Below are 23,837 nucleotides of genomic sequence, written 5' to 3'. Positions count from 1 at the left end.
CGACCCATTTTTTTAACTGAAAGGAAATACAAAATGAAAATTGAAGGCAGAATCCCCGATTTAACTGATATTCAAATTAAACCAAAAATCAAAAATTACCAGACTGGTGAATCTGTTGATGTTGGTGTTTTCCGTTTTTTAGCATCTTCACCTTCACAGATATTAGATGTTCATGTTTCAGAGGCTCTTGTAAAAGATAATAAAACTATTGAGACTTTGAAGGCTTCCGTTGACCAGCGGATTACTCTTTCAATCGAATATAAAGAATTGTCTTTTGCTAATGCTGAAGGCAAGCACGTTTCTATTAACGGCTTCCATCTTTTTGAAGCGCCTACTGCTGTTCGCAAGGCGTAAGGATTCAAAGCAATGGCTCTCTGTGTTGTTGAGGTTCCCAACGGCCTAAGCGGTACTCTTTTACAGGTATCTACCGCTGACCCTTGTGACGGTTATCTACTTGTTGAAGCTAAACAGCTTGATAATCAAATCACTCAGCCCGAGGTCTTTGCTTTGTTTAGTGCTATTGCGGGACTCTACGCAATTGCATTTGTTATAAAACTCGTCCGCCGTCAAATCGGCTTCTAACTAAATAGGTGATTTATGAAAAAGTACCTTGTATCCGCTGTGGCTTTAGGTTCTGCCGTTGCTGCTTCTTCTGCTAGTGCTGCTATCGATGTGACTGCTGCTACAACAGCGATTACTACCGATGGTTCTGCTGCGTTAACTGCTGTCGGTGGTGCCATGCTTGGCCTTGCTGCTATCGCGGTCGTTTTTAAATGGGCTAAAGGCGCAATCTTCGGCTAATAGTCGTTTTCTCTGTGAGGGGCTTGCCCCTCCTTAGGGGTTTTATGCTTATCACATTACAGGATTTAATATGGCTTTTAGTCCTTCTCGTTCTTACAGATTGCGTGCGGCGTATCTTCTTTTAGCTTGTTTAAGTTCTCCTGCGTTCGCTTATTCCCCACCTGCAACTCCTGGCGTTGAAATTTCCTTTGATTTTACTGGCGCTACTGCTGAGTCTGACGCTAATGCTTTTTTCCATACCCAATGTGATTCAAACGATTTTTCATGGAAGGGCACAAATTTAGTTTGTGCAACTGGCGACCCGCAAAACCCATTTTGCACTGTTTGGATGGTTTACTTTGAAACTGACGTTAACAACTGTCAAGACGGAGGCGGTGGTACTAATCCAGACCCTGACCTAAATCCTAACCCAAATTTTCCCGACCCTAGTTCTGATAACTTATCGCCTTATCCTTGGGTGCCAACTACTTTTACAACTGAACTTAAGGATATTCACACGGATTTAGGCGTTATTTATGACGCACTTTTAAAGGGTGCGAGACAATCCTCTTACACTAAAACATCTATTGACCAATTAAGATGGCAGAACTTTAACCAGTTCACTGATTTAATTAATCGTACCGATGGTTTAGGCAATGCTCTTGCCAGTGGTGTGAGTGGCGTTCGCTCGGATATTCAATACCAAACGCAATGGGTTTCACAGAATCAAGTTATCCTAGCTGAAATTCGAGATTCTATTAAAGCCCAATCTGGCGGCGGTTCATCTTCTACTGGTGAATATATGCAAGTTTTGGGTTATATGGCAGACAAGTTAGGTCAAATTAGCTCCGATTCTTCTAATATAAATAATAATTCTGCCTCAATCCCTGCTATAAATAATACTCTTTCAAATACTATTACTGATTTATTAGGCCGTATTGCTCAAGGTGGAGGTGGAGGTGGTGGTGGTGACTTACAACTCGAAATGCAGAAGCTAGAAATGATGATGGCTCAATATAATGAGTTAATGAAAGTAAATAGTACTCTGTCCGATATTAAAGGCTCTGTTGGTGGTGCATCTTCTGATAATTCCGATGTTGTCGAGCAGCTTTTAGATGCAAACAGTAACCTTACAGATATTGCTGTTCGTATGCGTGATATTGAAGGCGCTATTGGTAAATCCGAGCAAAGTATTGTCGATGCCATTGGAAAGATTGGCGATGGCTCTGGCTCTGACCCTGATGCTATTACTGAGAACGGTTGCGAAACTTTTGTATGCTCTACCAATAGCCCACAATGCTATATCGCTCGTAAGGAGTGGGAGTCCCGTTGTAAAACTATTGCCGATGAACTTTCTGCCTCTGAATCTGTTAATGCTGCCACAAATTCACTTACTGATTTTATAAATAGTGAAGATTCTGATATTAAAAATTTAGATGCTGGCACTGTAGACATAAAACAATTTACTGAGCATTACAATTCTTCTAACGGTGTTAATTTTGGTGGTTCTGATACCTGTCCACCTCCTTATGTTGTTGATGCCAAAATTACCACCTTTACTATCGACTTATCACCATTCTGTGACTTGGCAACTGTTATTAAGTTCTTCTTAATTGCGTTTGCTTCTGTTGCTTCTGGTTTAATGATTGTCAAATATCACTAAGGGGTAAATATGCAATTCATACCTTTATTACTTGCTTCTATTTTTCCTTTCCTTGGTCAATTTATTACCGCTTCTGTTGCTCGTATTGGTGTTGCTATTGGCTTTGGTACAGTTACTTATGCGGGAGTAGGTTTTATTTTTGACGAAATAATTAACCGTTTAAATGCTTCTGCATCTTCAATTATATTTCCTCATATAGCCACTTTTATTCACCTACTTGGGATTGATACGGCTTTAAATATTGCAATGTCTAGCGGCGTTGCGCTTATGGTATTAAAAGGAGTCTCCAAAAGCGGCTACTCTAGGCAGCTTGTTTGGCGTAAGCCGGGCGACAAATCACCTGTTGATTGGAGCGCATAATGTTAGAGTTAGTTACAGGGAAGCCGGGCGCGTCTAAATCGCTGAATACCATTGCTTATCTTGTTGGCGCTAATAATGGCACTAGGCCAATTTTTTATAATAACATCAAGTTGTTGATGCTTGATTTTGAGGTTGCCTCTAGTTTTTCTGGCTGGTTCTACGGTCTTTATATGTACCGTTTGAAGAACAAACAGGCACTAAAGCGCATTCGTAAAATTATCAAACGGGTTCACGATAACGGTGATTTGATTCAACTGTCTGACGTTCCTTGGCTTGAGCCTTATTACAATACGGCCAACCATCTAGACACTTGGCTGTTTTGGGTTAAAAAACTTTATTCATCAAAGCAGACGGCTCTGCTTGATGAGTTCCTAAGCAATATGCCTTACGATAAGGTTGAGTTCTCACACCTTGAGCACTTGAATTTACATTTTACTCATTTTGCTAACCCTAAGGATTGGTTCAATCTACCAAAGCAGAGCATTATCCTAATTGATGAGTGTCAGCAATTTTTCCCGCCTCGTCCTGTGGGTTCTACAGTTCCACCTCATATTTCAAAATTTGAGACTCACCGCCATGATGGTTACGATATACATTTAATTACACAGGATAGAATGCTTTTAGATAGTAACGTAAGGCGTTTAGTCAATCGCCATGTTCACTATCATAATGCGTTTAACTCTAACCGTGTCGCTCGTTATCAGAACTCAAAAAGTTTTGATGTTGATGATTATCACGATGTCAAAAATTGCCAAAAGTCATTAATTAAGAGGCCAACGAATTTCTATGGCTCTTATTTTAGTGCTGAACTGCATACCCATAAATTTAAGATGCCCAAGATATTTTATATTTTGATTATTCTTATTTTTGTTGTTGTTTTTTCTGTTTACTCATTTGCCAATACATTGTTTTTTGATAAAACCTCTGCTGTCCCTGACTCAGTTCTCCAAACGCCTGAGACTGCATCCCCTAATGAGCCCAAGTCAAAAGTTTCTCTTTTGCCTAAATCATCATCTTTACTTGATGATGCTGAAACACAGCTTTTAACTAAGTTCGTTTCTGATGCTACAAAGGATGTTTATATTTCAGGTTCCCAGTATGTAAAAAAATCCAATGGCTTAGTTCATTATGATTATTCCTTTTACAATCCCGTTACTGATGAGGTTTTTTTACCTAGTTCGGTTGGATTTGTTGTCTCACCTATAACTGAATGTTTAGCCAGACTTAAATTTAATGACTTTACTACTTTTATCACTTGTCAGCCCTTGATTAAGGTCAAACCTGAAACTAATCAATCTGACCGTGAATACTCGCTTGCAAATAGGTAGGGAGGGGGAGGCAAGCGGAGCGCCCCCTCCCAATAATTGGAGATTATATTTATGGATATTCAAGAAATACTTTTTGTTGTTTTTGTTTTACTTGTTTTTGTTTTCTTAGGTTTTGCTCTCGGTGTTATCTATACTCATAACACTTATTTCGATTTTATTAATTCCTTTTGCGAGTTGATACCTGTTGAAGGTGCTAAGAATGCCCCGTCACTGGTGACGCCATGAGTCGCAACTCTAAGTATGAAGCTAAGAAGCGCGCCTCTGGTCTAACTAAAGTTACTCTTTGGGTTCCTATTGAATCTGAAATTGAGTTTAAATCTATGGCTGAGTTCTATGTCTCAATCGTGATCATGTTCCCTATATGGCACGTTCTCTTAATACTGGCCGACTCAAAAAGGCTGTGTGAACATTCCTCAAAAAAAAGGATGCGCACAATGTATATTATGTTAAATTGAATGTGAGTAAATATGGAAAGCACTATTCCCTATGCGTGACAATTCTCACTGAGAATCAGAATGTTCTCACTATTCTGATTTAGGTGCTCTATTCTGAAATACGTGAGAATTTTGTGTCTGAGTGTTTATAACAACAGTCGCTCTGATTTATGAATACTTCGACACGTGCCCGTGCCTCACTAACCCTTGTGTTGGACTATTTAGTGCCACGTACAGAGTTGGCTTGGCACCACTGAGCCCAATCGCGCTCAGATGTATTGGATTTCATTTGGTTGTGTTCTTCACAAAGAATCTGAAGATTGTTGATGTCATCTTGAAGTTTTGGATATTTCGAACGAGGTTTTTTATGATCTACATGAAGCACTACGCCATCTTTTGGACCTCTACCACAGCAGGCACAAAAGTTTCCATATAACTCAAAGGCCTGTTGTCTCAGTCGACGCCATTCCTTAGTCTGCAAAAAGTCTAAATTTTCAGGTTCACTGAATGGAAGTTCTTGCCAGCCTTTGATGACTCTTGGCTCAGAATACATAGGACCAATAATCACTGCATAGGCGTTATCGTCTTCTGTTGCTTTAAGCCATTTCCATACGGCCTTCAAAGCTCCATTTTCAGACTTGAATTGACGTGTACGCCTCGAGTTTTCGTGAAAAGTTACTGATATCATGAAGATGCTTCCTTGTAAAAAATGTATGGCATTTGTCAATGTAATAAGCATCTTAAAACACTAATTTTGTGACTACTTTTATTCCGCCCTATTCTTTCATTTGTATTAAATGCTCTATCAAGTAATTGGACAATTCCGAGTTAAAGCCTTAACTCTAACTCGACATTTTCGGATAAAAATTTCTATGGGTTAACGCAAAGCTAAGATGCAAAAAACGCCAAGCGTTTTTTGTCATTCTTGAGCGCCTTGTTAGGCGAATTTATATAGTTTGTTCAAACAATACTTCCGATAAACCGCTAGTAGGAGACCAAATACCAGATTTAGACTTAACGTATTGTGTACATAATGTAACGATTTTTTTCTGATCGCCGAACTTTAAATGTTTTCTGTCAATTTCAGTCAACATTTCAAACGCATTCTCACAATAACCATATGAAGAAAGAAATAACCCACCATTCACTTCTTCATTAACAATCACTTTCAGGAAACCTCTAGCAGCTTGTCCACCTACTTTTTGTTGGGATCTCCAGTGCTTCAGCTCTACGTAATATGTATGATCTTGCCCAGAAATCCTACAGGTAAGCACTAAATCTTTACCGCCATCTTTGCTTCCTGGGGTAAGTTCTGCGCTGAACCCTAGCTCTTCAAAAACGGTTTGAATAACATACTCAAGCTCTCTCCATTCAATATCCATTAGATATCGCGGATTTTTAGCTATTAGCACTGCTAACCGCTCGCTAATATTGGAACGAATAATATTTACTAGTTCGAAGTCATAGTCTTCAGTTTTTTCTGCTCTCTGCACCCACGCTCTTAGAGCATCTAAGTCAATTAGTTCAAGCTTGACTGGTAAAGCCGAATTCGCAAGCTCAAGGGCAGCTTTAGTAAAACGAGATTTGGTTACTAAAATTAAACGGTCAAAGTTGTGAGTAAATGTTGTTCCCAGTAACCGGCGAACAGCATCGACACCTACAGCAGATTTATAGTGCTTATATTCGATTCCCACTTGCTCTAGGTTAGTGGAAAGTTGCTTCTCAGCAATAAAATCTACTCCAATGTCACCGCGAAAAGGAGTCTGAACAATGTTATACCCATCTTCATTTAATAACGGAACTAAGATGTCGCTTAATTGCTTCTCAGCATCTTGAGGAGATAAATTTCCATTTTCTAACTAACTTTTGCTGGTGATCACGATGTCATCAGTGCCAGCTACAAACCAGTACCGGGTATGCTCAACGATAGGCACGGCTGCGCTGATATTGTTCCGGATCAGCGCTTTGGTGCTGACCGCTTGCCCCCTGACCTTATCCGCCTGGTAGCTTAGTAAATTATCTTCTGCGCATAAGGCCTGAAACTGGTGCCTGGCCCATATTTCATCAATAAAGCTTAGGCCTGCCAGCAGCGGCAACAGCAGCAGAGAAACCATTGTTTTCTTGCCCCCAGCAGGCATTTTCCATAGCAGAATCTGGCTTAAAAAGAGTAGGACGCCCAGGTAAACCAAGACAATCGGCAATAATGCCTATCATAGGTGCTTCCTTTCAGATATTTAAGAATAATTAACTTAATGATTATTAGTAGTAAGCGGCGCAGAATCGCCATAGTTAGAGTCGGCGACTTCGGTGTTTTTCAAGATAGTTGTCACTCTTTGTTTAAATATTAAGCTGCATTTATTACGCCTTCTTCTGGTGCCTTATCTGGGTTGAGTGTTACAGCGCCAACCGCTTCACAATTTCTGATCTCTGTAGACCAACGCATCGGTTTTCTTTCCTTCGCCGCCTCAAGCACTTTCTTGCGCTTCGCTAAAATAGCGCCATCTTGCAGTGCATGACGTTGCCCTGGTGAGACAAAATTTAGCTGGCTGTGTTTATGCTCATCGTTGTACCAGGTTACAAACTTTTCCACCCATTCTCTTGCTGTTGCTAAGCAGCTAAAACCTGATGCCGGCCACTGTGGGCGGTATTTCAACGTTTTAAATAACGACTCTGAAAAGGGGTTGTCATTACTCACCCGCGGCCGACTTAATGATGCCGTAATACCAAGCTCTTCCAGCTTGGCTTTCATGGTCAGTGACTTCATCGGCGCCCCATTATCAGAATGCAGCACTAATGGCGTGTTAAAGCATTGCTCGCGTAACAGACAGCGTTGGATTAGCGCAGCGGCATATTCCCCACTTTCTTGCTCATGAACTTCGTAACCCACTATTTTTCTACTGTAAATATCTTCAAACAGGTACAAATAGTAGAACTGGCCTTTGACGATTGAGGCTAAATAAGTGATGTCCCATGACCACACTTGATTCGGCCCATCTGCCCGATAACTCAACGGTTTGCTTCGATTGACCGCAGCCTGAGTGCGGCCACGATGGTTAAGTTGACCATGAGCATTTAACACTCTGTAGAAGCTGGATTCCGAGGCGATATAAATCCCGTTATCTAATAATGTTGGCACAATTTGCGACGGGGGTAAGCTGGCGTACTCCGCTTGATTGCACACACTTAATATCTGTTGTCGCTCATGTTCTTCGAGTTTATTTGCTGGCTCTGGTCGAGCTGCTGTTGGCCTTAAATCAGCTTGCACTTGACCTTCTCGATACCAACGTCGATAGGTACGCTTACTGAGGCCCGTTTCAGCACAAGCCTTATAAAGGCGAGCACCATTGGTATAGGCCTCTTGGATTAAGGCAATCAATGCTATGCGCTCAGGCAAGGGGGTTAGCTCTCCTCGCTGTCGTCCCCCCAGAGCGCATTGAGCTTTTTTCTGAGCACCAGTAACGCAGCAGCTTCAGCCAGCGCTTTCTCCTTATAGCGCAATTCCCGTTGCAGCGATTTGATTTCGGCTTTGTCAGCCTTAGCCTGCTGTTTAATGGTTTTAGTTTGTACTTCTGAGGTTTGAAAACCAGCTAAACAATCCTGTTTCCACTGCTGTACTTGCTCGCGGAACAAGCCCTTTTCACGGCAATACTGGTTTATCTCCGCTTCCGACAGCGGCGCTGTTTCAATAATCACGGCAAGTTTTGCTTCAGCCGACCAATCATCGGCTGTTAATGTTTTACCTGGCACGGGGCGACCTTCTTTTCTGGCAATATCTCGCCAATGATACAAGGTTTGCACCGCGATGCCTTCTTCCCGAGCGACCTCTGCGACCGTTAAGTTGTGAGGAGGTAATAATTTTTTAAGGATCGCTTCTTTACGTTCTGGTGAATACCGAGCCATATCGTTCTCTTTTGCCGCACCCTGTCTTTAAACATAATGATTATTTAGGGGTGACAACAATCCTGACACAGGGGGACTTTGTCGCATTACTTAGTTTGGGTCAACATTAGGCTAGTGATGCTCATCTCAAGTCGTGTTGATAACTTTGAATGGGGCATCGACAAGTTACGGGCCTAGTCTGGATAGACAAGAAACAACCAATGAAAGATCATGCTTTAAGCCAACCTTGTTCAACGGCATATTCGAGCTGTATAACAAACCATGAAAAAATTTCAGGACTTTCCTTCTCGATAAATTGGTGCATATTCAACACTTGGGCTTTATGTATTCCATTATCCCTCCAAGCTTGGCCTTCGCTAGTCATGTTATGTAAGAATGGCAATAAGCGGTCAATTACCTTCAATAACTTTGCTTCTTTAGTCACACCGATTTCCTGTTCTTCCCAGAGTTCGACAATATTGCCAATCGGATTTCCAGGATGAGCAGCGATCCGCTCCACGCTCTCACGTTCTAATATATGAGTGTAGTGGCATAGTGAATTTGGCCACCTAATTAGAGCTGCTATGATGGCAGCATAACAACGTTAGGTGACAAAATGACAAAGAAAAAAGGCCCGAATTTTAGCCCTGAATTCAGACTGGAAACAGCACAACTGGTTGTTGACCAAGGTTATACGAATAGAGAAGCAGCCGAAGCCATGGGAGTTGGTTATTCAACTCTGGGCAAATGGGTTAAGCAATTACGGGAAGAACGTGCAGGTAAAGTCCCTATTAAGGCCAGAATCTTTCAAATATAGTTTTCGGATGTTATTCGTTTCATCGTAATAAAATGTATAAACATCATCGGTATTTTGAAGACCGTGATTCTGGATAAGAATATATCTACTTTCATTGACATCCATTTCATTCCCCTCATGTAATTCTCAAAAGAAGGCCAATTTTAGTAATCCCCATATAAATCACTGATTTTTTTTAAAGTCGGTTCTAGTGGACCTTCACAATATTTGATCAAATTAGACAGTGGAGTCGCTGCATTCGTGTCTAGCGAAGGCTGAACTATTCACAACTTCCACCATAAAGCATTGTACTGAACTGTTCTTGCAGCTTCATCTTGTGCTTTGGGGATTGGTTATAGTCTTCATCAATAATGCGCCTGATGGCATTGCGAACCACGTTTTCAGCCAAGTCATTATCAATGATATGTGAGGAGTGTAATCTCGGCGTTATAACAGACTTCAACTCTTCCAGTTGTATCAAGCTATGTGGAAAATATACATCTACCGTCTCATCTTGTTCTTTGGCTTCTTTTATTGCTTCCTGGCCAAGATGGTTTGCAGCATTGAAACATTCGTTGCACACCTTAATTTCTTCAGCAAAAGACTGATGCTCAGAATCATGAGCTAGAATGGCCTTTACTTCAAACACCCAAGGGTTATTTTTAGACGGCTTAAGACATTCCCGCTTTAAACGACCACAACATGGGCATTGCCAGCTGTCGTCGTACCTGTTCCAGTACCGCCCCCTGGTGTTAGATAAATGTGCTATTTGTCCATCAGTTGGTCTCGTACTTGTGAAAGGCTTGGGATTCAATCTCCATGATGAGTGGTTTCCCTTGAAAGGCGTTGTATTGTATAGAAGCTTTTCAGGATCATCGTGAAGGTCTCTTAATCCACGCAAGTTAAACTTGTAATTGGCAGAATCATTGACTTGCTTGGCTGTTGGTTCTGAGGGTTGATACCAATGTGAATCGCTGGCAGCCAACTCCGCTATAACTTTTGCCAACTGCATACGCTTATTGAACGTTTCCAGATTCTCGTTCCAAATTTCCTTGGCGATATCCGCGTCAATTTCATGCTCTCGATTATCTGATGGTTTTACAAATCGCCCAATTTCTGCTGGAGAGTATGAAAAGTCACTGTGAGTTTTGACCATCCGTTTTGCAATACCGTCTGCTTTATTACAATCCGCGCAAATCACCGTGTTATCGTAAGCGGAAATTGCAAAGGACGTCCTGATTGCAAACCGCTTAGCTAGCTCAGTTGCAACAACGACTTCTCTGTTCGAAGATATTTCTTCGAACAACGTGCGCACCGTATCCTTCATGTGATCGTGATGCTCCTCCAGTTTGCAGGAGGCATATCTACGATTATCTAGTTTGGCTATTTGGGGCTTAGTCCTTTTACAGGCGGGACACTTCCAATCCATGGCGGTCCTTACCCACCACTTATTGAGAAAGGCTCCTTTTGCATCCAATGCTTCGACGATACTCTGAGTCTGAGGAGAAAATTCTGCATCAAACCAAGGGTTACCTCCTTCTTCGAAGAACTGTTTTAGTTCCTCCACGCTTCTAAACTTCTCAATACTCATTAAGTATCCTTATTCTTAAGAAGTAAACTAGTCAGATAACTGCTTCTTATGGGCATAGCTAGGCTATTGTTCGCCAGGCAATGAATTGAGACTTTCCCTGTAGCGGAATTGTCGACACACTGCACGAACATCAGCTTCGCCGAGTACAATGTTTGATTAACTGCCGCCTGAACTGTCAATCGTAAAATCTTTAGTATTGAAGAGTTATTAGCCGGAGCTTAGGCTCACTAACAAGCTCACTGACGGCTTTGACGCTTCGTTGATCTAAGACGAGAACCTCTTGCTCAACCCAATGGCTTGTTTCCTGCAAACTTGCGATTTCAGGGCAGGCAGGGGCTTCCCCCCATACCTTTTTTCCTTTACCAGAAACCAGCGGCTGAGCTCGGACCCTATCCCAATGAGGTGGAATCCAAACATTGCAAGGTTTGTTGAGGGTATCTGCCATTTGCGTTGATATGATCAGACCATTGGGATCAAGGTCCGGGAAGTGTGCCCAGGTCACCTCTTCCAAGAAGCGCTTGATAAAACAAACCGATGATGCAAAGTTATTCCCTGATGAGTAAACCAATACGAGTCCATCCACCATGGGGAAGTCAACAAATGTGCCCAAGTTTTCGACAGTCAACACCAACTTTACCCCAGCGACACAGGGCGCATGAGCGTCTTTGTACAACCGTTCTGGTAAGCTGACTTCAGTCCTTTGCAGAGTCTCCAAGTCAGTATCAATCGTGGCGTTATCGCTGTATATTACGAACCCGGTCTTCTGAGTGCGGACCCGTACTACATCGTCTGTACTTATCAGTTGACCTTTCTGAAGAGCCTCGCCTTGCCCACTTTTGCTATGTCCTCGCCAGGCAGCAGCACTTTTATGATGTACAACGGGCATCTTTCGTAAGATACCAGGCCTGTTTTTTTGCAAAGTATATTGCGTTATTTGGTTACGAACACTCTCAATGCGTTGGGGCTCACACAGCTGCCAGTAACTCCCCACTCGTTTCACTATGCCAAGTTGCTCAAGGCGCTCAATCAGTAAACTATCTCTCTGGTTGGGCAACACTTTCCCGCGCTCAATAAGCTTATCAATAAGTGCCAGTGCCTGCTTAGGTGTTAACTTTACATCCTCCAGTAGTCCATGCATCAATGCGCCGCCCCACTCACAACCGAATCGATAAATGCTTCTTCATCAATCCCTAAACTGTCAGCATCCCGGATCCCACTAATGATTACACGGCTCTCTTTGTTACCTGCTTTAGAAGCACTTCTGACAAGTTGATAGCCAACACCTGATATCTTTCCTTGCGACTCAGGTGCGGCAATTACAATCTGACTTCCGGTCTTTACCGCCAACTGGTGCACCGTTCTCTGAGCGTCGGAGTCCAAACGTGATGCTTCATCCATTACTAACGGGATTAAGAAAGGTTGTTTTTCATGTGAGACCCGTCCCCAGTTTTTTAGAATTGCTATTAAGACAACCAATCCAGAGCCAATTCGCTCTCCTGTTGAAAGTGTTTTGTCATCCAATAACTCAAATTCTTCACTACCAACTCTCTGGATTTCTGTTACCACATTGATGTAGTTCTTATGGTCAAGCAGCTTTTCTCCCTCGATCCGGCCACCAGTGGTTTTTTGATATAGTGTTGCGAGCGCTTCTTCTACATCTTCAGCATTATTGAAGAGATCGTCCATGACATCGTCGCTTCCTCTCAAAGCCTTCAAAGTAGCTTCGAAATGAGGGACGCTTTTAGGTACTAGACGAATAGCCGCAACTTGCCCAAAGCTTATTCCTATCATTTCAGCACTTAGCCTTCTTATGGCTTTCTGCTCATCCTGTACACGACGGGCAATGGCATTTCCTAGTTCATTTCTATCTGTGAGAAACTGCTCTTCGGCGCTTTCAAGTGTTCTCCTAGCGAGACTACACGCACTATCCAATTGTGTAAGCATCTCTGTCGGCTCGGAACTACGAATAATGTCCCCTCGGGCTTGCCGACGAAACAAAGAAATAGCGTCACTATGCAGCTGGCAAAGACTAGGCAGGGTGGTCCCTCCCTCTAGATTAAAACTATTTATTTTTTGGGAGAACTCATCATCTCGACTCAAACCATAGCGATTGACCAATCCAGATATTGCGTAAATCCCATTAGTGTATTGGACGGCCTCACCTTCATGCATCAGTTTAAAATAGACGTCCATTTCTTGCTCTAGCTTATGTTTTGTGGCTCCGGCAGGCAGAGCATCCAGCACCTTTTGCTTTATACCATTTGCATTTTCACGCGCCTCTTCTGCAATCACTGATGTACTCTGTAGGGATTCTACTTGCTTGAGTAGGGTGTTATGGCGTTCGGTTAATGATACTTGCTTAAGTTGGAGTGATTCACATTGCTCTTGAGCCGCTCTCAATCGTTTAGATATCGTTTCGCTATCGAGTGAAAGTTGTTTTTCGAGTCCTTCGCAATAAGGGTAAGTCAGCTTTGACAAACTACGTTTTGATTCCGCAACCTGCTCTTCTAACACAGAATATTCCGATTGAAGCTTAAGATGTACCTCTTTGTTTTTGCGTGCTTTATCTTCGCTTTCTCTCAACTGAACCTTCAACTCATCGAGCATGACACGTTTCTGTTTGTGCCTCTCACGCAATGAACTTACGTTTCCATCTTCTTTCGCAAGATCGTTTTGTGCTTGCTCGTAATCGTCAGCGAGATGATTCGCCACTTGGTTAAGCGAGGTTAAATCGCGCTTGCGGTTGTTGGTATTGCTAAGATCTTGTTCAGCGAGTTGATGTTGTCGCTTTAGCGTGTCTATGTCAGATTGATAATCTTCTCGAATCTTCGGGTATTGCTGCTTTATCTGCGAGAAGGTACCGCCGTACCTATCGACATACTTTTTAGCCTTTTCAGAACGTATGATTTGTTCCTCTGCTTCCATAATCTCCTTGTCGAAGTTAACGTCTAGCAAATCACTTGAATCCGCATGCTGTTCAAGCAAACTGCATTGTAGTTCTAAGGTTTTTACGCGATTGGTCGCTTGCAACGTTTGAGAGTACAGGTCAGCTACCTTATTACCTTGTTGTTGTAATTTCTGTTTTTTGAGCTCAACATTAGGCTCAACAGCGAAAGCCAATGAGGGATTAACGTTGATTCGATTGGCTTGCTCTAGGCCACTTTGCAGCAGCGATATATTCTCATCGTTACTGTCAAACAAAGTTTGCTTTGAATTTAACTCAATTTGTAGATCTGCTATCAGCTTATCCCGAGCCTCTTTACCCAAAACTGGTTCAGTAGGCACCCCGCTAACACGTATACCGCCAAAGGGTTCACTGAGAACTACCCAAGGAACATCATTTTCGTTGTGATTAAGGTCTAGATCAGCACCTACAAACTCTTGACTAAGATCTTTAAAAAACAGGTCCGCGTCATAGCCACCACTCCGTAGTTGATCAGGACTGTGGTTTTTTACAGTCATTAAGATCACGTCAGGTAATGGCCAGTTATCACCATATTCAGCTAATAGCGTTCTAGCCGCATCGCTCGGGTCATTCACTACGATAGCGCACATAAGCTGACCTAAAGCCGCTTCGGTGAATCCAGCTTCTTCTAACGGTATATCGCTATACAAGTCCGCTACGGCCACTCCGCCAACATCGCTGGCAAAACGTTGGAGGGTTTCCAATGACCCAGTTTCCCTGTTGCTGAGTGAAAGGATCCTCTCTTTCAAAGAAAATATATTGCTCTCTATTCGGGAGTTATTCTCTCGTAATGACCTGAGTTCTCTCTGCGTGTTTTTAATCAACCCATCTAACATCTCTGCCGTGAATTGAGTATCAGGGAAGCATTCATATAAACGTGCAACCGCAGGTTGATAATTTTGCCACTCTGTTCGCAGCGATTTGAGACGTGAAACCTCGATCTTTAGCTCTTCCTGGATATGTCGCTCGTCCTCATACCTAGCATCGACACTCGCTTTCACCTCCTTCGCCGACTCAAGAGCTTCTCCTCTGTCTTCCGTAAGCTGTTGGTACTCAGATTCATTGGAAGGCATGCGTGGTAACTTTGCTTGCTTAAAGCGATCAAGCATGCGGTTCACAGTACGATGATTCCTTTTCAACGCACTCAATCCATTTCTCATCTGTTCAAGGCTAACGGCTAGCGGGCGTTCCTCTTCGAGTCTAAGCTCTGTAGAGATAAACCAATTCTTTGCGACGTTTGGGTCAATGCTATCGCCAGCGCGTCGAATCAGTGATGCAGCTTTAGCATGAATTTCATTGATATTCTCTGCACTATTGAGCTTGTTTCCCAGCTGGTCCGCCTCTAGCGCTAGCTGTTTGGATTGTGCAGTGTATTCTTCAATCATGCCCTTAAGCTTCGCTAGTTCAAAGCTATCGCCACACCAGCTCTTGACGCTATCTAATAACGACTTCGCATTTCGGTATTGCCCCGCCTTTTTCTCAAGAAGGATAAAACGTTCTTGCACATCTGCGAGCTGTGCTTGGATATCCAAGATATCTTGATTAGCTTGTTCAACTTTGTTGCGCGACGCGTCAGCGCCTTCGTCAGCCAACTGGGACAAACTCAAACTCTCGTAAAGTTGAGCTTCCTTCTTTAATAGACTCACAGAGGCTTGTTTACCCTGCTTGTAGAAGATTTCGCCCTCAACAGCAGAAGCAAGTCTTGGCTTTAGCTGTTCACTTTCCTGCTCGAGTGATGTTCTATTCTCAACGCTTGTATCTAGTTTCGAACGACACTCCGTAAGATCCTGATCACTCTTCTCAATAGAAACTTTGCACTCTGAAACATCTTGTCGACAGGATGTAGCTTCTTTATCTGCTCGAGAAAAATTGTACTCGGCTTGAGCCCATGCTTTAGCTGATACAGTGAAGGACTTCTCTAACAACTCCTTGAAAAACGCATAGTCTTTGGAGTTGTGCGCCAGATCATCTCTTGTCTGCCTAAGCTTTCGCATTGTTCCAGACAACACATCGACCACACTTTTGATATTTGTCCTTGAGTGCGTCATTAGGAAATCAGCTAGATCTCGGCCGATAGCTTGATCTCTTTTTCCTGACATGGCGCTGTGAAAAATCTGACCTAATTGGTAACGCTCATTAGAACGGTTGAATGTTCTGGGCAAAATACCATCGTTAAACAACGCCAGCATGTATTTATCAATCTTGTCGAAGCTTTGTAGTCGGCAGCCATGCTCGGCAGCTATATCTCGAATACCATCTATAGTTCTGGGCGTAACCATGTTGCCGTTACGAACGATAAGAAAATCAAGTGGTGCTAAACTATCGAACAACCCAACCCTGAACGTGTCAAACTTCAAGCGGGACCCCGTCTCTCGCTCAGAGCGAACAATAAACAGCGCTCTTTCACCAGCACGAGATACAACCTCTAACCCAATAAGAGACGGATTACCCAAGCGCTCAAACATTTCTGCGTCCTGCATCTTCTGCGTCTGAGTAAAATTATCCGATGTTCCCAAACTGACCGAGCGAATATCGGGTAAGAGAGCCAACATAAAGGTCCCAAGTAGCGTCGTTTTCCCTGAACCATTTTTGCCTAAAAGGCTAACCACGGTGCCATATTGCCTATCAGTCTGATGTTCATGAGGATTAACTAAATCGAGGGTTCTGGCAGAGACTCCGTTGACGCCCACAAGCGACAGGCTCTTTATGTATGGGTAATTACGCATCATATTCCTCCGCATCAAACATATCGCGAGTATCACCTTCGATAGTTAGGCCTTCTGATGACCAATGTTCAGACTCTGTTCTTGGCGTGTCTCTTAACTCTTCTCTGGGCGAAGGTGAGTCGGTAAGAAAACCCTCTTGGATTAACGAACTTATGCGGCCTGGCAACTCGTCTTCGCTGCTCAAGCCTTTCAAAGGTTCGATAAACCTGTAGATCGCATTAGTTGCCCAGAAAGTCTGCTCATCTCTGTTGAGCCTAATAAAACTCAGACGTGACAGTCTAGAGAGTCTCTTCAACGTTTCCTCTCTCACACGCCCTACATCATGGTCTGTCTGAATGCCCGGCTTACGGCGATACAACTCAGCGAACCGTTCGTCCGACAGCTGAGACTTCAATCGTTCAATAAGAAAATCAACGGGGATCCATTCGAAATCAGTCGCATTTTTTTCCCATTGCATTGCAACTATCGTTAGACCCATAACCATTTCTAATTGGTTCAATCGGGTCGTAGGAACATTTGAACGACGCTGTGGCCTTAGGTAATAAACTTTCTCAGGCGTGACTTCTAGAGCCAGGTGTAACTTGCCGTAAAACTTGCGAAGCACACTCTCCGTCTCTCCTAGAAAGGTATGTAACCGGTCATCTTCACTAGTAATGTTTACCCCGCCCCTAAGGCGATAATCTACATCCGCGAATAGGGGGTCATCAATTACATCATCTAGTGTAAGGTACTGTTTCTTTGAGTCTTGAGCGTGTGTAAATAGATGATCAGTCATATTTTTTGAACCACTGTTGTTCAATTTCAACGTTATTATCGTGTGCTAATTGTACCCACTCAGGGTGATAGGCAGGGCGTGTCCAATCTCCGTTTTTTATCAACTCATCGAAGATGAAAAACAGCAACCGATGGCGGTCTTTATATTGAAACTCTTCATTGGAAAGGATCTGGTCGGCAACTTTTGAAATATCGACCTCGTTATCGCTCTCATACATTCTCGCAACGAGTCCCTTAGCTAATTTTTCTAGGTAGTCGCTAGGGGTCTTTCTAAGGATGACTTCAGGGTCGCCATCATTTGGCAGTTCGTTTTCCAAAGGTGGAGGCGGAGCCTCCCAATCCCTGAGCTCCACAACAGGATCTGGCGCAAGAATAGAGATTGACCAAGGCATCCGATCCATTTGCAGGACTGCTTTTTCAATCAATAAATTGAGATTCGCGTTTGGATCTAGGGTGATTTTTAGGCGGATAGTGGATAAAACTTGCTCAAAGAACTCTGCTAGCTCCAGAAGAGAGTGCCCAGAGAACTGACGAATAGAATCCAGCTGGTCATGAATATCAGCCATAGCATTGGTAAGTCTGATCGGAGCATTTCTGTTATGTGCCATCTCTTTGATTTCATGAAGTAGAGAAAGCACATTGTCCGCCCCATTCAGTATCAACGATTTTAGGTCCCTTATTTGGCCTGCAATCTCGTCAATTAACTCAATCAAGTGCTGCATTTGTTGCGCAAGAGAGCCGCTGGCTGCTGACTGGATCGAGCTGCGTTGAAGCTGAAACCCTTTTATTAAGGCCTCCTGGTTTTTGTTAATACCATCGAGAAGGTCCCTAAATGAAGGTAGCTGAGCCTTAATCTCATTAGCCCACTCTTCGTCATCCTCTATCTTCAAGACGAGTAGGTTCCCAAGCAAGATCTCCAACCGTACATATCTCTGAGAAAGTGACTCTTTCTGTATCAATGTGTCGCCGGTAAAGGGCTTGAGGAGGTCGTGACTCAGCTGAGTAAGTCGATAGAAGCCATCAGCGTTTCTTAACGAGCTTCCGGCCTGCATTACGAGGCCCTGTTCAACAGCTCGTTTTAGAAAATTACTTGTCCGGAATGAGGTGATGTCGTCTTGACCCAGCCACCTGTCAACGTAGGAGAATATTTCGTTGCACTGTTCCTCCTTATATCCTGGGTCGACAAGTCGGTAATCGTCATCGTCGTTTACATTCCATAAGCTCATGGCTGCCAAATAAAGGTATTCGTTTGGCTCAATGTGTAATGCAGGCTCGTTCATTCGAACCTGGTTTAAAAGAGCTGATAGTCTTTCTGTTTGGAACATAGGAAACTGCGCAAGCTCCTCGTTTTAGATCACTATTTTTACCATGTTTCTCGAATACCAATTTTTCTATCGCAAATTTAGTAAGTTGAGTTTGGTAAGTGGTATACCCAATATACTTGTGGTTTTTATTGATGTATAGTCTGTATACATTAACATGTAGCAAAAACAGGCATTACATGGTTACCGCTGACGTTAAATGGGAGCAGCTTCTTAGATTTCGACTCATTGAAATCGTTGCCCTTTGGGAAGGCAGGCTCACAACCAATCATCTTTGCAATTCATTCAACATCGGGCGGCAGCAAGCATCGAGAGACATTGCTAACTATCAGAAGCTTTTCGAAATACCTCCGCTTGTTCATGACCGGGGGATTAAAGGCTATAGACCCACTAATGACTTTAAACCACGTTTTACGCAGGGAACGCCAAACGAGTACCTGTCTCTATTAAACAAATACACTAACGAAAATATTGATGGTTTTGACCTTCAAGGGCTAGGGCAAGCAAACTCGATCGTGCTCAGTGTACCTGACCGCCATGTTGCACCAATTATCGTTAGGCGTTTGCTTCAAGCAGCAAGAGAGCAGCGATGTGTTGATGTTGACTATGTTTCGTTAGAGCACCCTTCTGAGCGAGGAAGAAACATTGCACCGCACACCCTTGTTTTCGATGGTTTTAGATGGCACGTACGAGCTTACTGTGAAGAGAAGAAGGGATTTCGAGACTTTGTTCTAAGCCGATTCAGGAATGAACCTGAAATCCTCGATAAGTCTTCTTTGACCAAAGAAGATGATGACGATTGGAACATCGAAGAAACTTTCGAAATCACAACGAACCCCTTTCTTACTCAAGAACAGCAACTGGTTGTAAAAGCAGACTATGGGATGCTTGAAGCACAGTTTTTCGTATCTTGCAGAAGAGCTTTGATTAAGTATTACGTAAAACGCCTAAACATATGCCTTGACACAAAAAAGCTGAAATCTTCACCTCAAGCTAACCAGCTCACGGTCGCTCAGCCACATAGTTTAAAACGGTGGATCTTGTGATTCATAACTCCACTACGGCTTGTGAAAACAAACTGAGTAAAAAAGCGTGGAGGATGAATTGATCCTAGTTTGTCGGAGGCTAACTTTCTTGAGAGAATTAGCCAATGAGAAAAAGAATTACTTATTCCCCAGAAGTCAGCGAACGTGCGGTTCGTATGGTTTTAACAGCAGAGCGTGAGCACCCATCTCGGTGGTCTGCTATCAAGTCTATCGCTTCAAAGATCGGTTGTACCCCAGAAAGCCTTCGAGTATGGGTTAACAAAATGGAACCGCCCTCTGGAGAGAAAACTGGAGTCACAACTGATACGGCCACCAGGCTTAAAGAGCTTAAACGTAAAAACTGAGAGCTAAAACAAGCTAACGAAATTTTGAAGAAGGCAGCGGCTTTTTTCGCAGTCGCGGTGCTAGATTGCAAACCCCAGAAATGATCGATTTTATTGACCTCTATCGGGGACTCTGGTTAGCCTCTAGAACAGTAGGCACTTGTAGCATTACTAAAATTAGGTCAACGGTTCAATACCAAGCTGAGCTAACTTGGTCATGCGAAACAAAGAAAGGGGCAAATTAATTTCAAGTTGGTTGAATCACCACTACTTCGCTACCTAGTTTTATCCATTTCTTTTGCCACTAATTTTTTCTTTCTGGAATCAGAAATTCGACAGTAGCCTCATTATGACCACGCGATTTAGTCACATCTTTCATGCTCATTTCAGCGAGAATTTCTTCTGCTTTAGCTCTAGCAGCCAATTGCACTTGTGGCTTAAGCCTCTTTCTAAGTTCGTTCAGTGATTTAGCCATAATAACCTCCTTTGAATCGCCACTGTTCGGTGTAGAGCAACGAAAAAGACATGGATAAGTGTTCTATCAATCGGGCAGCCAGTCGCTAATTTTCATAGATGGACCATTCATATTTTGGTTGGGCACTCATTCTAGATTCCAATGCTCTAAGACGAACAGGATATGAATTTAGCAAAGGGTACGAAATTGCTCAGGAACCCATTTAAAACAATAAGTTAATATCAATCTGATACTAACCTTACATTTATGAATTTTGGATAATAACCAACAATATTTGGACAAAAATACTGAAACTTTTGCATTGATTTAACAAAAAAACGGAGAAATTTTGTAATAAAAATGTCGGTGTCCAGACAGTTGTTTTTTTTACGGATGAAGGGGGCATAATGGAAAGGTATTGCCAATAGCATCTACTCAATCTTGTGGTCAGTCACTTCATTGAAAACGTTACCTATGTGGGTTTATCTATAACGGCCTGCACCACTTTTTAAAATAAATATAGAAATTTCAGATAGTTAATATAAATATATAGCTCATTCTGATTTATGTGAGAATCTTCGTTTTGATGCATTCTGAAATAGAGGTATAACTATCTGATTTTATTGAAGGCTCATTCTGATTCTCGGTGAGAATTTTCATGCGTCTAATTGTCCGCCCAATAAAGGGTTAAGATTGTCCTCGTTTAGCGCTTACCGTTGATTTTTGTTTAATCAAGGGATAGATACATTTGATGGGTTACTTCTACGCTATTTTCAAGGCGTTCCTACGTGAATATTTGGCAAGATTGCCCCTGCAAGTTTTGCAGATTTCACGTAGCGCACGAATAAGATTTGAATCAGTTAGTTTGATATCACAGTCGATGACCATTCGGTCACACTAAGTGGTGACCGAATGGAACATACAGTATCAAAACCATCCATGGCCTTGTTTATTAATCCTTTTTACTATTTAGGCTTCATGTGCAAGTAACAGTGGATTTACCGTTGTGGCACCATAGCCCTTTGCATTGAGCTCGGCATCCAATCCCATCGATGCGATATCGTCCGCTGCCGCATCTAACAATGGCAAACGGTTGGTAAACAACATCTTAGTGTATCCCTTGCACGCCTCGCAGCTCTCAATCCGCACGGCTGCCTTATGGTCATCAAACGACCAAATTGACATCTCCCGGGATTGCTCGCAGCAGGTACAATGGGCGCGCACATAGTGCCACTCGCTTTCACACAGACTGCAATGCAGATAGCGCAGCCCTTCCCGTGGCTCATCGACAATCATGCTGGCGACGGGATGACTGCCGCACACCGGGCAAAGGCTAGACTGTTTAACCTTATTCACATCCATTCGTGCAATCACCATGGGGGCCCAGTGTGACCAATACAAGGACAATCCCGCCCAAATAAATAGGCTGTACTGCGCAGGCACGGCACTAAACTCCCCTTGCCTCAGTTGAGTGCCCCACTCTAGCAATTGAGTTGGCGACTGCTGTTGTAACTCCTGTAGAACAGGCACTAAATGCGTGGGCACTTGAGATACCAATTTTGTTAGCAATGCTTGCAATGCTTTTAACCAATCCTGAGCCGTTTGAGTTTGGCTTAGGGACAACGGATATGGCACCTCAGCGTCAATCATTGGTACTGGGCCCATATCCGTTGCCGCAAGTTTTTGCTGCGTCGACACTAGGATTTGGCAGAGCTTGAGATAATCCGCCAGCGGAGAATCCTGCGCTAATTGTGCTAAACGACGTGCTCTATGCTGATAAATTTTCTCAGGATGTGCCGCTTTTAGCGGTTTTAATGCTAAGGGGGATTTATCAACAAAACTTAACGGGATATCGCTGGCCATCTTCATCGCTATTTTTCCTCGTGTTCTTCTAACATGGCTGGGTGGTGCTTACGAGCCCAAGCCTTAGAGACTTTGCCGTAGAGCATCCCAGTGATAGATCCTTCAATCCAGCAGGCCATCCATACGTGTACCACCAGGGATAACAGCATTAATATGCCGCAGGCCGAGTGGACTAAGGTGGCCCAATTGACGGCTTCTGCCGAGAACATGGGGGCAAAATAAGGTTGCCACATCATGATGCCGCTGATCAGAAACGCCAGTACAAAAACCACAAAGGCGCGGAATAACATTTTCTGACCTGGGTTGTAATGGCCCACGGGCGGAATGTTCTCTTCTTTTTGCAGTAGCACCCACACCACGGCTTTCATCCAGGGCAAATCGTACTTATTCCACTTATTGTGCTGGTAATAGCGGATCAGCATCACCGCCAGCAGCAGACACATAGCGATCCCGAAGAATGGATGCATCACTTTTGCCAGTTGTGGTGTGCCAACAATGCCACTCAGCCACTGGAACGAAGGGTAAAAAAACGAGAATCCCGTTAAAAAGGTCACTAATCCCACAAAGACTATGGTCCAGTGACACAGACGATCAACGAGCTTATGGCGCACTATCATCTCTTTATGACTCATTGCTTTTCCTCCTCTGTGGCACCGGCATCAATGTAACCGGGCTGATCTTCCTCGACGATGTTGCGCCCTACCGCAATGCGGTGCATCAGGGCGAACGCCGCCGTTGCGAGCAAGCCTGCGGTGCCCAAAGGTTTGAGCCAATCTTGACGCCATTCGGTGGCGGCGGGGATTTGCGGATCCTTTGGCATGCCATAGGTTTCGGGTTGTGTGATGTCGTGGAGGATCATCATCATATGCGTACCACCAACGCCCTCGGGGTTATAAAGTCCCGCCTTGCTAAAACCGCGTTCCTTTAACTGCTCGACGCGTTTTTCGGCATAGAACAACATGTCTTCGCGGGTGCCAAAACGCAGCGCTCCCACGGTGCAGGTTTTAACACAGGAAGGCTCGAGGCCAACGGCGAGCCTATCGGAGCACAGGGTGCACTTATAGGCTTTGTTATCTTTGGCACTGATCTTAGGCACGTTGAAAGGACAGGCACTGGCGCAATAACCACAGCCAATACACTTGTTCGAGTCAAAATCCACAGTGCCATTGGCATGTTGCACAATCGCGCCGCTGGTAGAACAAGCTTTTAAGCAGGCTGGATCGGCGCAGTGCATACAGGCAGTGTGGGTAAATTGCCAACGCAACTTATTGTTATCCATCACTTCGTGATATTGCATTATGTTCCAGCTTTCTGGAGACAGTATCATCGGGTTCTGGTAACTGCCTTGGAAAGTGCCGACATCTTCACGAAGGTCATTCCATTCGGAGCAGGCAACCTGACATGCCTTACAGCCGGTACATTTGGTCGCATCAAACAGCTTAGTCACCTGCTGGACCGCACCAATGCGTGCTTGAGACGCGGGGGTGATGTCCGTGGTGCCTGAGATGCGGATAATATCTTGAGAAGCCATAA

At 43.5% G+C, this 23,837-nt stretch carries 21 protein-coding genes and 2 pseudogenes; 9 read left to right on the top strand and 14 right to left on the bottom strand.

Annotation, left to right across the window (positions count from 1 at the left end):
* Positions 1–33: 33 nt before the first annotated feature.
* The 7 genes from N7386_RS11090 to N7386_RS11060 all read left to right on the top strand — a co-directional run bounded on the left by N7386_RS11090 (position 34) and on the right by N7386_RS11060 (position 4,356).
* The gene (locus N7386_RS11090) at positions 34–354 is read left to right on the top strand and encodes a hypothetical protein (protein WP_279768525.1); all 321 of its coding nucleotides are present in this window, start codon (positions 34–36) and stop codon (positions 352–354) included.
* Positions 355–366: 12 nt separating this feature from the next.
* Positions 367–582: a hypothetical protein gene (locus tag N7386_RS11085; protein ID WP_279768523.1), complete on the top strand. Its 216-nt coding sequence runs from the start codon at positions 367–369 to the stop codon at positions 580–582.
* 15 nt (positions 583–597) lie between these two features.
* Entirely contained in the window at positions 598–801 is a 204-nt protein-coding gene (locus N7386_RS11080; protein WP_279768521.1) for a major capsid protein, read from the top strand.
* A 70-nt stretch (positions 802–871) separates the two neighbouring features.
* A complete protein-coding gene (locus tag N7386_RS11075) occupies positions 872–2,443 on the top strand; it encodes a virulence factor TspB C-terminal domain-related protein (RefSeq protein ID WP_279768519.1) in 1,572 nt (523 codons plus the stop codon).
* A gap of 9 nt (positions 2,444–2,452) precedes the next feature.
* Positions 2,453–2,803, top strand: a complete 351-nt coding sequence (locus N7386_RS11070) for a DUF2523 family protein (RefSeq protein ID WP_279768517.1) — start codon at positions 2,453–2,455, stop codon at positions 2,801–2,803.
* On the top strand, positions 2,803–4,131 hold the full coding sequence (locus N7386_RS11065; protein ID WP_279768516.1) for a zonular occludens toxin domain-containing protein: 1,329 nt from the start codon (positions 2,803–2,805) through the stop codon (positions 4,129–4,131). Before N7386_RS11070 ends, N7386_RS11065 begins: the two co-directional genes overlap by 1 nt.
* Positions 4,132–4,182: 51 nt before the next feature.
* Positions 4,183–4,356 carry a hypothetical protein gene (locus tag N7386_RS11060; protein WP_279768514.1) on the top strand — a complete coding sequence of 58 codons (174 nt, stop codon included), beginning with the start codon at positions 4,183–4,185 and terminating at the stop codon, positions 4,354–4,356.
* Between the two features lie 426 nt (positions 4,357–4,782).
* Here N7386_RS11060 and N7386_RS11055 read toward each other — a convergent pair whose 3' ends face one another.
* The 5 genes and pseudogenes from N7386_RS11055 to N7386_RS11030 form a co-directional block, all read right to left on the bottom strand.
* Complete coding sequence (locus tag N7386_RS11055) at positions 4,783–5,253, bottom strand: HNH endonuclease signature motif containing protein (RefSeq protein ID WP_049795964.1); 471 nt, start codon at positions 5,251–5,253, stop codon at positions 4,783–4,785.
* 259 nt (positions 5,254–5,512) lie between these two features.
* Positions 5,513–6,376 (bottom strand): annotated as a pseudogene (locus N7386_RS23505) (restriction endonuclease); the annotation flags it as partial.
* Positions 6,377–6,424: 48 nt separating this feature from the next.
* Positions 6,425–6,766: a hypothetical protein gene (locus N7386_RS11040; RefSeq protein ID WP_011717078.1), complete on the bottom strand. Its 342-nt coding sequence runs from the start codon at positions 6,764–6,766 to the stop codon at positions 6,425–6,427.
* Positions 6,767–6,909: 143 nt separating this feature from the next.
* A protein-coding gene (locus N7386_RS11035) for an IS3-like element ISSpu6 family transposase (RefSeq protein ID WP_086937296.1) occupies positions 6,910–8,465 on the bottom strand; the annotation gives its coding sequence in 2 pieces (ribosomal slippage) (positions 6,910–8,003 and positions 8,003–8,465; 1,557 coding nt in all).
* A 208-nt stretch (positions 8,466–8,673) separates the two neighbouring features.
* Positions 8,674–8,982 (bottom strand): HD domain-containing protein, encoded by a 309-nt coding sequence (locus N7386_RS11030; RefSeq protein WP_279587704.1) that lies wholly within the window; start codon positions 8,980–8,982, stop codon positions 8,674–8,676.
* A 78-nt stretch (positions 8,983–9,060) separates the two neighbouring features.
* Between N7386_RS11030 and N7386_RS11025 the strand changes: the two are divergent.
* Positions 9,061–9,234: pseudogene (locus tag N7386_RS11025) on the top strand (transposase); the annotation flags it as partial.
* Between the two features lie 286 nt (positions 9,235–9,520).
* Here the strand turns inward: N7386_RS11025 and N7386_RS11020 are convergent.
* From N7386_RS11020 to N7386_RS11000, 5 genes are all read right to left on the bottom strand, one after another.
* The gene (locus N7386_RS11020) at positions 9,521–10,831 is read right to left on the bottom strand and encodes a hypothetical protein (RefSeq protein ID WP_011717075.1); all 1,311 of its coding nucleotides are present in this window, start codon (positions 10,829–10,831) and stop codon (positions 9,521–9,523) included.
* A 190-nt stretch (positions 10,832–11,021) separates the two neighbouring features.
* A complete protein-coding gene (locus N7386_RS11015; protein ID WP_041412634.1) occupies positions 11,022–11,969 on the bottom strand; it encodes a Wadjet anti-phage system protein JetD domain-containing protein in 948 nt (315 codons plus the stop codon).
* Positions 11,969–16,525, bottom strand: a complete 4,557-nt coding sequence (gene mukB, locus N7386_RS11010) for a chromosome partition protein MukB (protein ID WP_166485354.1) — start codon at positions 16,523–16,525, stop codon at positions 11,969–11,971. Before mukB ends, N7386_RS11015 begins: the two co-directional genes overlap by 1 nt.
* Positions 16,515–17,297 carry a chromosome partition protein MukE gene (locus N7386_RS11005; RefSeq protein WP_011717072.1) on the bottom strand — a complete coding sequence of 261 codons (783 nt, stop codon included), beginning with the start codon at positions 17,295–17,297 and terminating at the stop codon, positions 16,515–16,517. The genes mukB and N7386_RS11005 overlap by 11 nt, the downstream gene beginning before the upstream one ends.
* Positions 17,290–18,621: a hypothetical protein gene (locus N7386_RS11000; protein ID WP_041412633.1), complete on the bottom strand. Its 1,332-nt coding sequence runs from the start codon at positions 18,619–18,621 to the stop codon at positions 17,290–17,292. The genes N7386_RS11005 and N7386_RS11000 overlap by 8 nt, the downstream gene beginning before the upstream one ends.
* A gap of 176 nt (positions 18,622–18,797) precedes the next feature.
* Between N7386_RS11000 and N7386_RS10995 the strand changes: the two genes are divergently transcribed.
* Positions 18,798–19,664 (top strand): WYL domain-containing protein, encoded by an 867-nt coding sequence (locus tag N7386_RS10995; protein WP_041412632.1) that lies wholly within the window; start codon positions 18,798–18,800, stop codon positions 19,662–19,664.
* A gap of 627 nt (positions 19,665–20,291) precedes the next feature.
* Here the strand turns inward: N7386_RS10995 and N7386_RS10990 are convergent.
* From N7386_RS10990 to fdxH, 4 genes are all read right to left on the bottom strand, one after another.
* Entirely contained in the window at positions 20,292–20,462 is a 171-nt protein-coding gene (locus tag N7386_RS10990) for a hypothetical protein (protein ID WP_166485353.1), read from the bottom strand.
* A 948-nt stretch (positions 20,463–21,410) separates the two neighbouring features.
* Positions 21,411–22,310, bottom strand: a complete 900-nt coding sequence (gene fdhE, locus N7386_RS10985; RefSeq protein WP_279768504.1) for a formate dehydrogenase accessory protein FdhE — start codon at positions 22,308–22,310, stop codon at positions 21,411–21,413.
* 2 nt (positions 22,311–22,312) lie between these two features.
* Positions 22,313–22,936, bottom strand: a complete 624-nt coding sequence (locus N7386_RS10980; protein ID WP_023265795.1) for a formate dehydrogenase subunit gamma — start codon at positions 22,934–22,936, stop codon at positions 22,313–22,315.
* Positions 22,933–23,835 (bottom strand): formate dehydrogenase subunit beta, encoded by a 903-nt coding sequence (gene fdxH / locus N7386_RS10975; RefSeq protein ID WP_088212379.1) that lies wholly within the window; start codon positions 23,833–23,835, stop codon positions 22,933–22,935. The genes N7386_RS10980 and fdxH overlap by 4 nt, the downstream gene beginning before the upstream one ends.
* Positions 23,836–23,837 lie beyond the last annotated feature (2 nt).

The organism is Shewanella sp. GD04112 (genome assembly GCF_029835735.1).
GTDB lineage: Bacteria > Pseudomonadota > Gammaproteobacteria > Enterobacterales > Shewanellaceae > Shewanella.
This window is presented reverse-complemented; position numbering and strand designations above follow the sequence as displayed.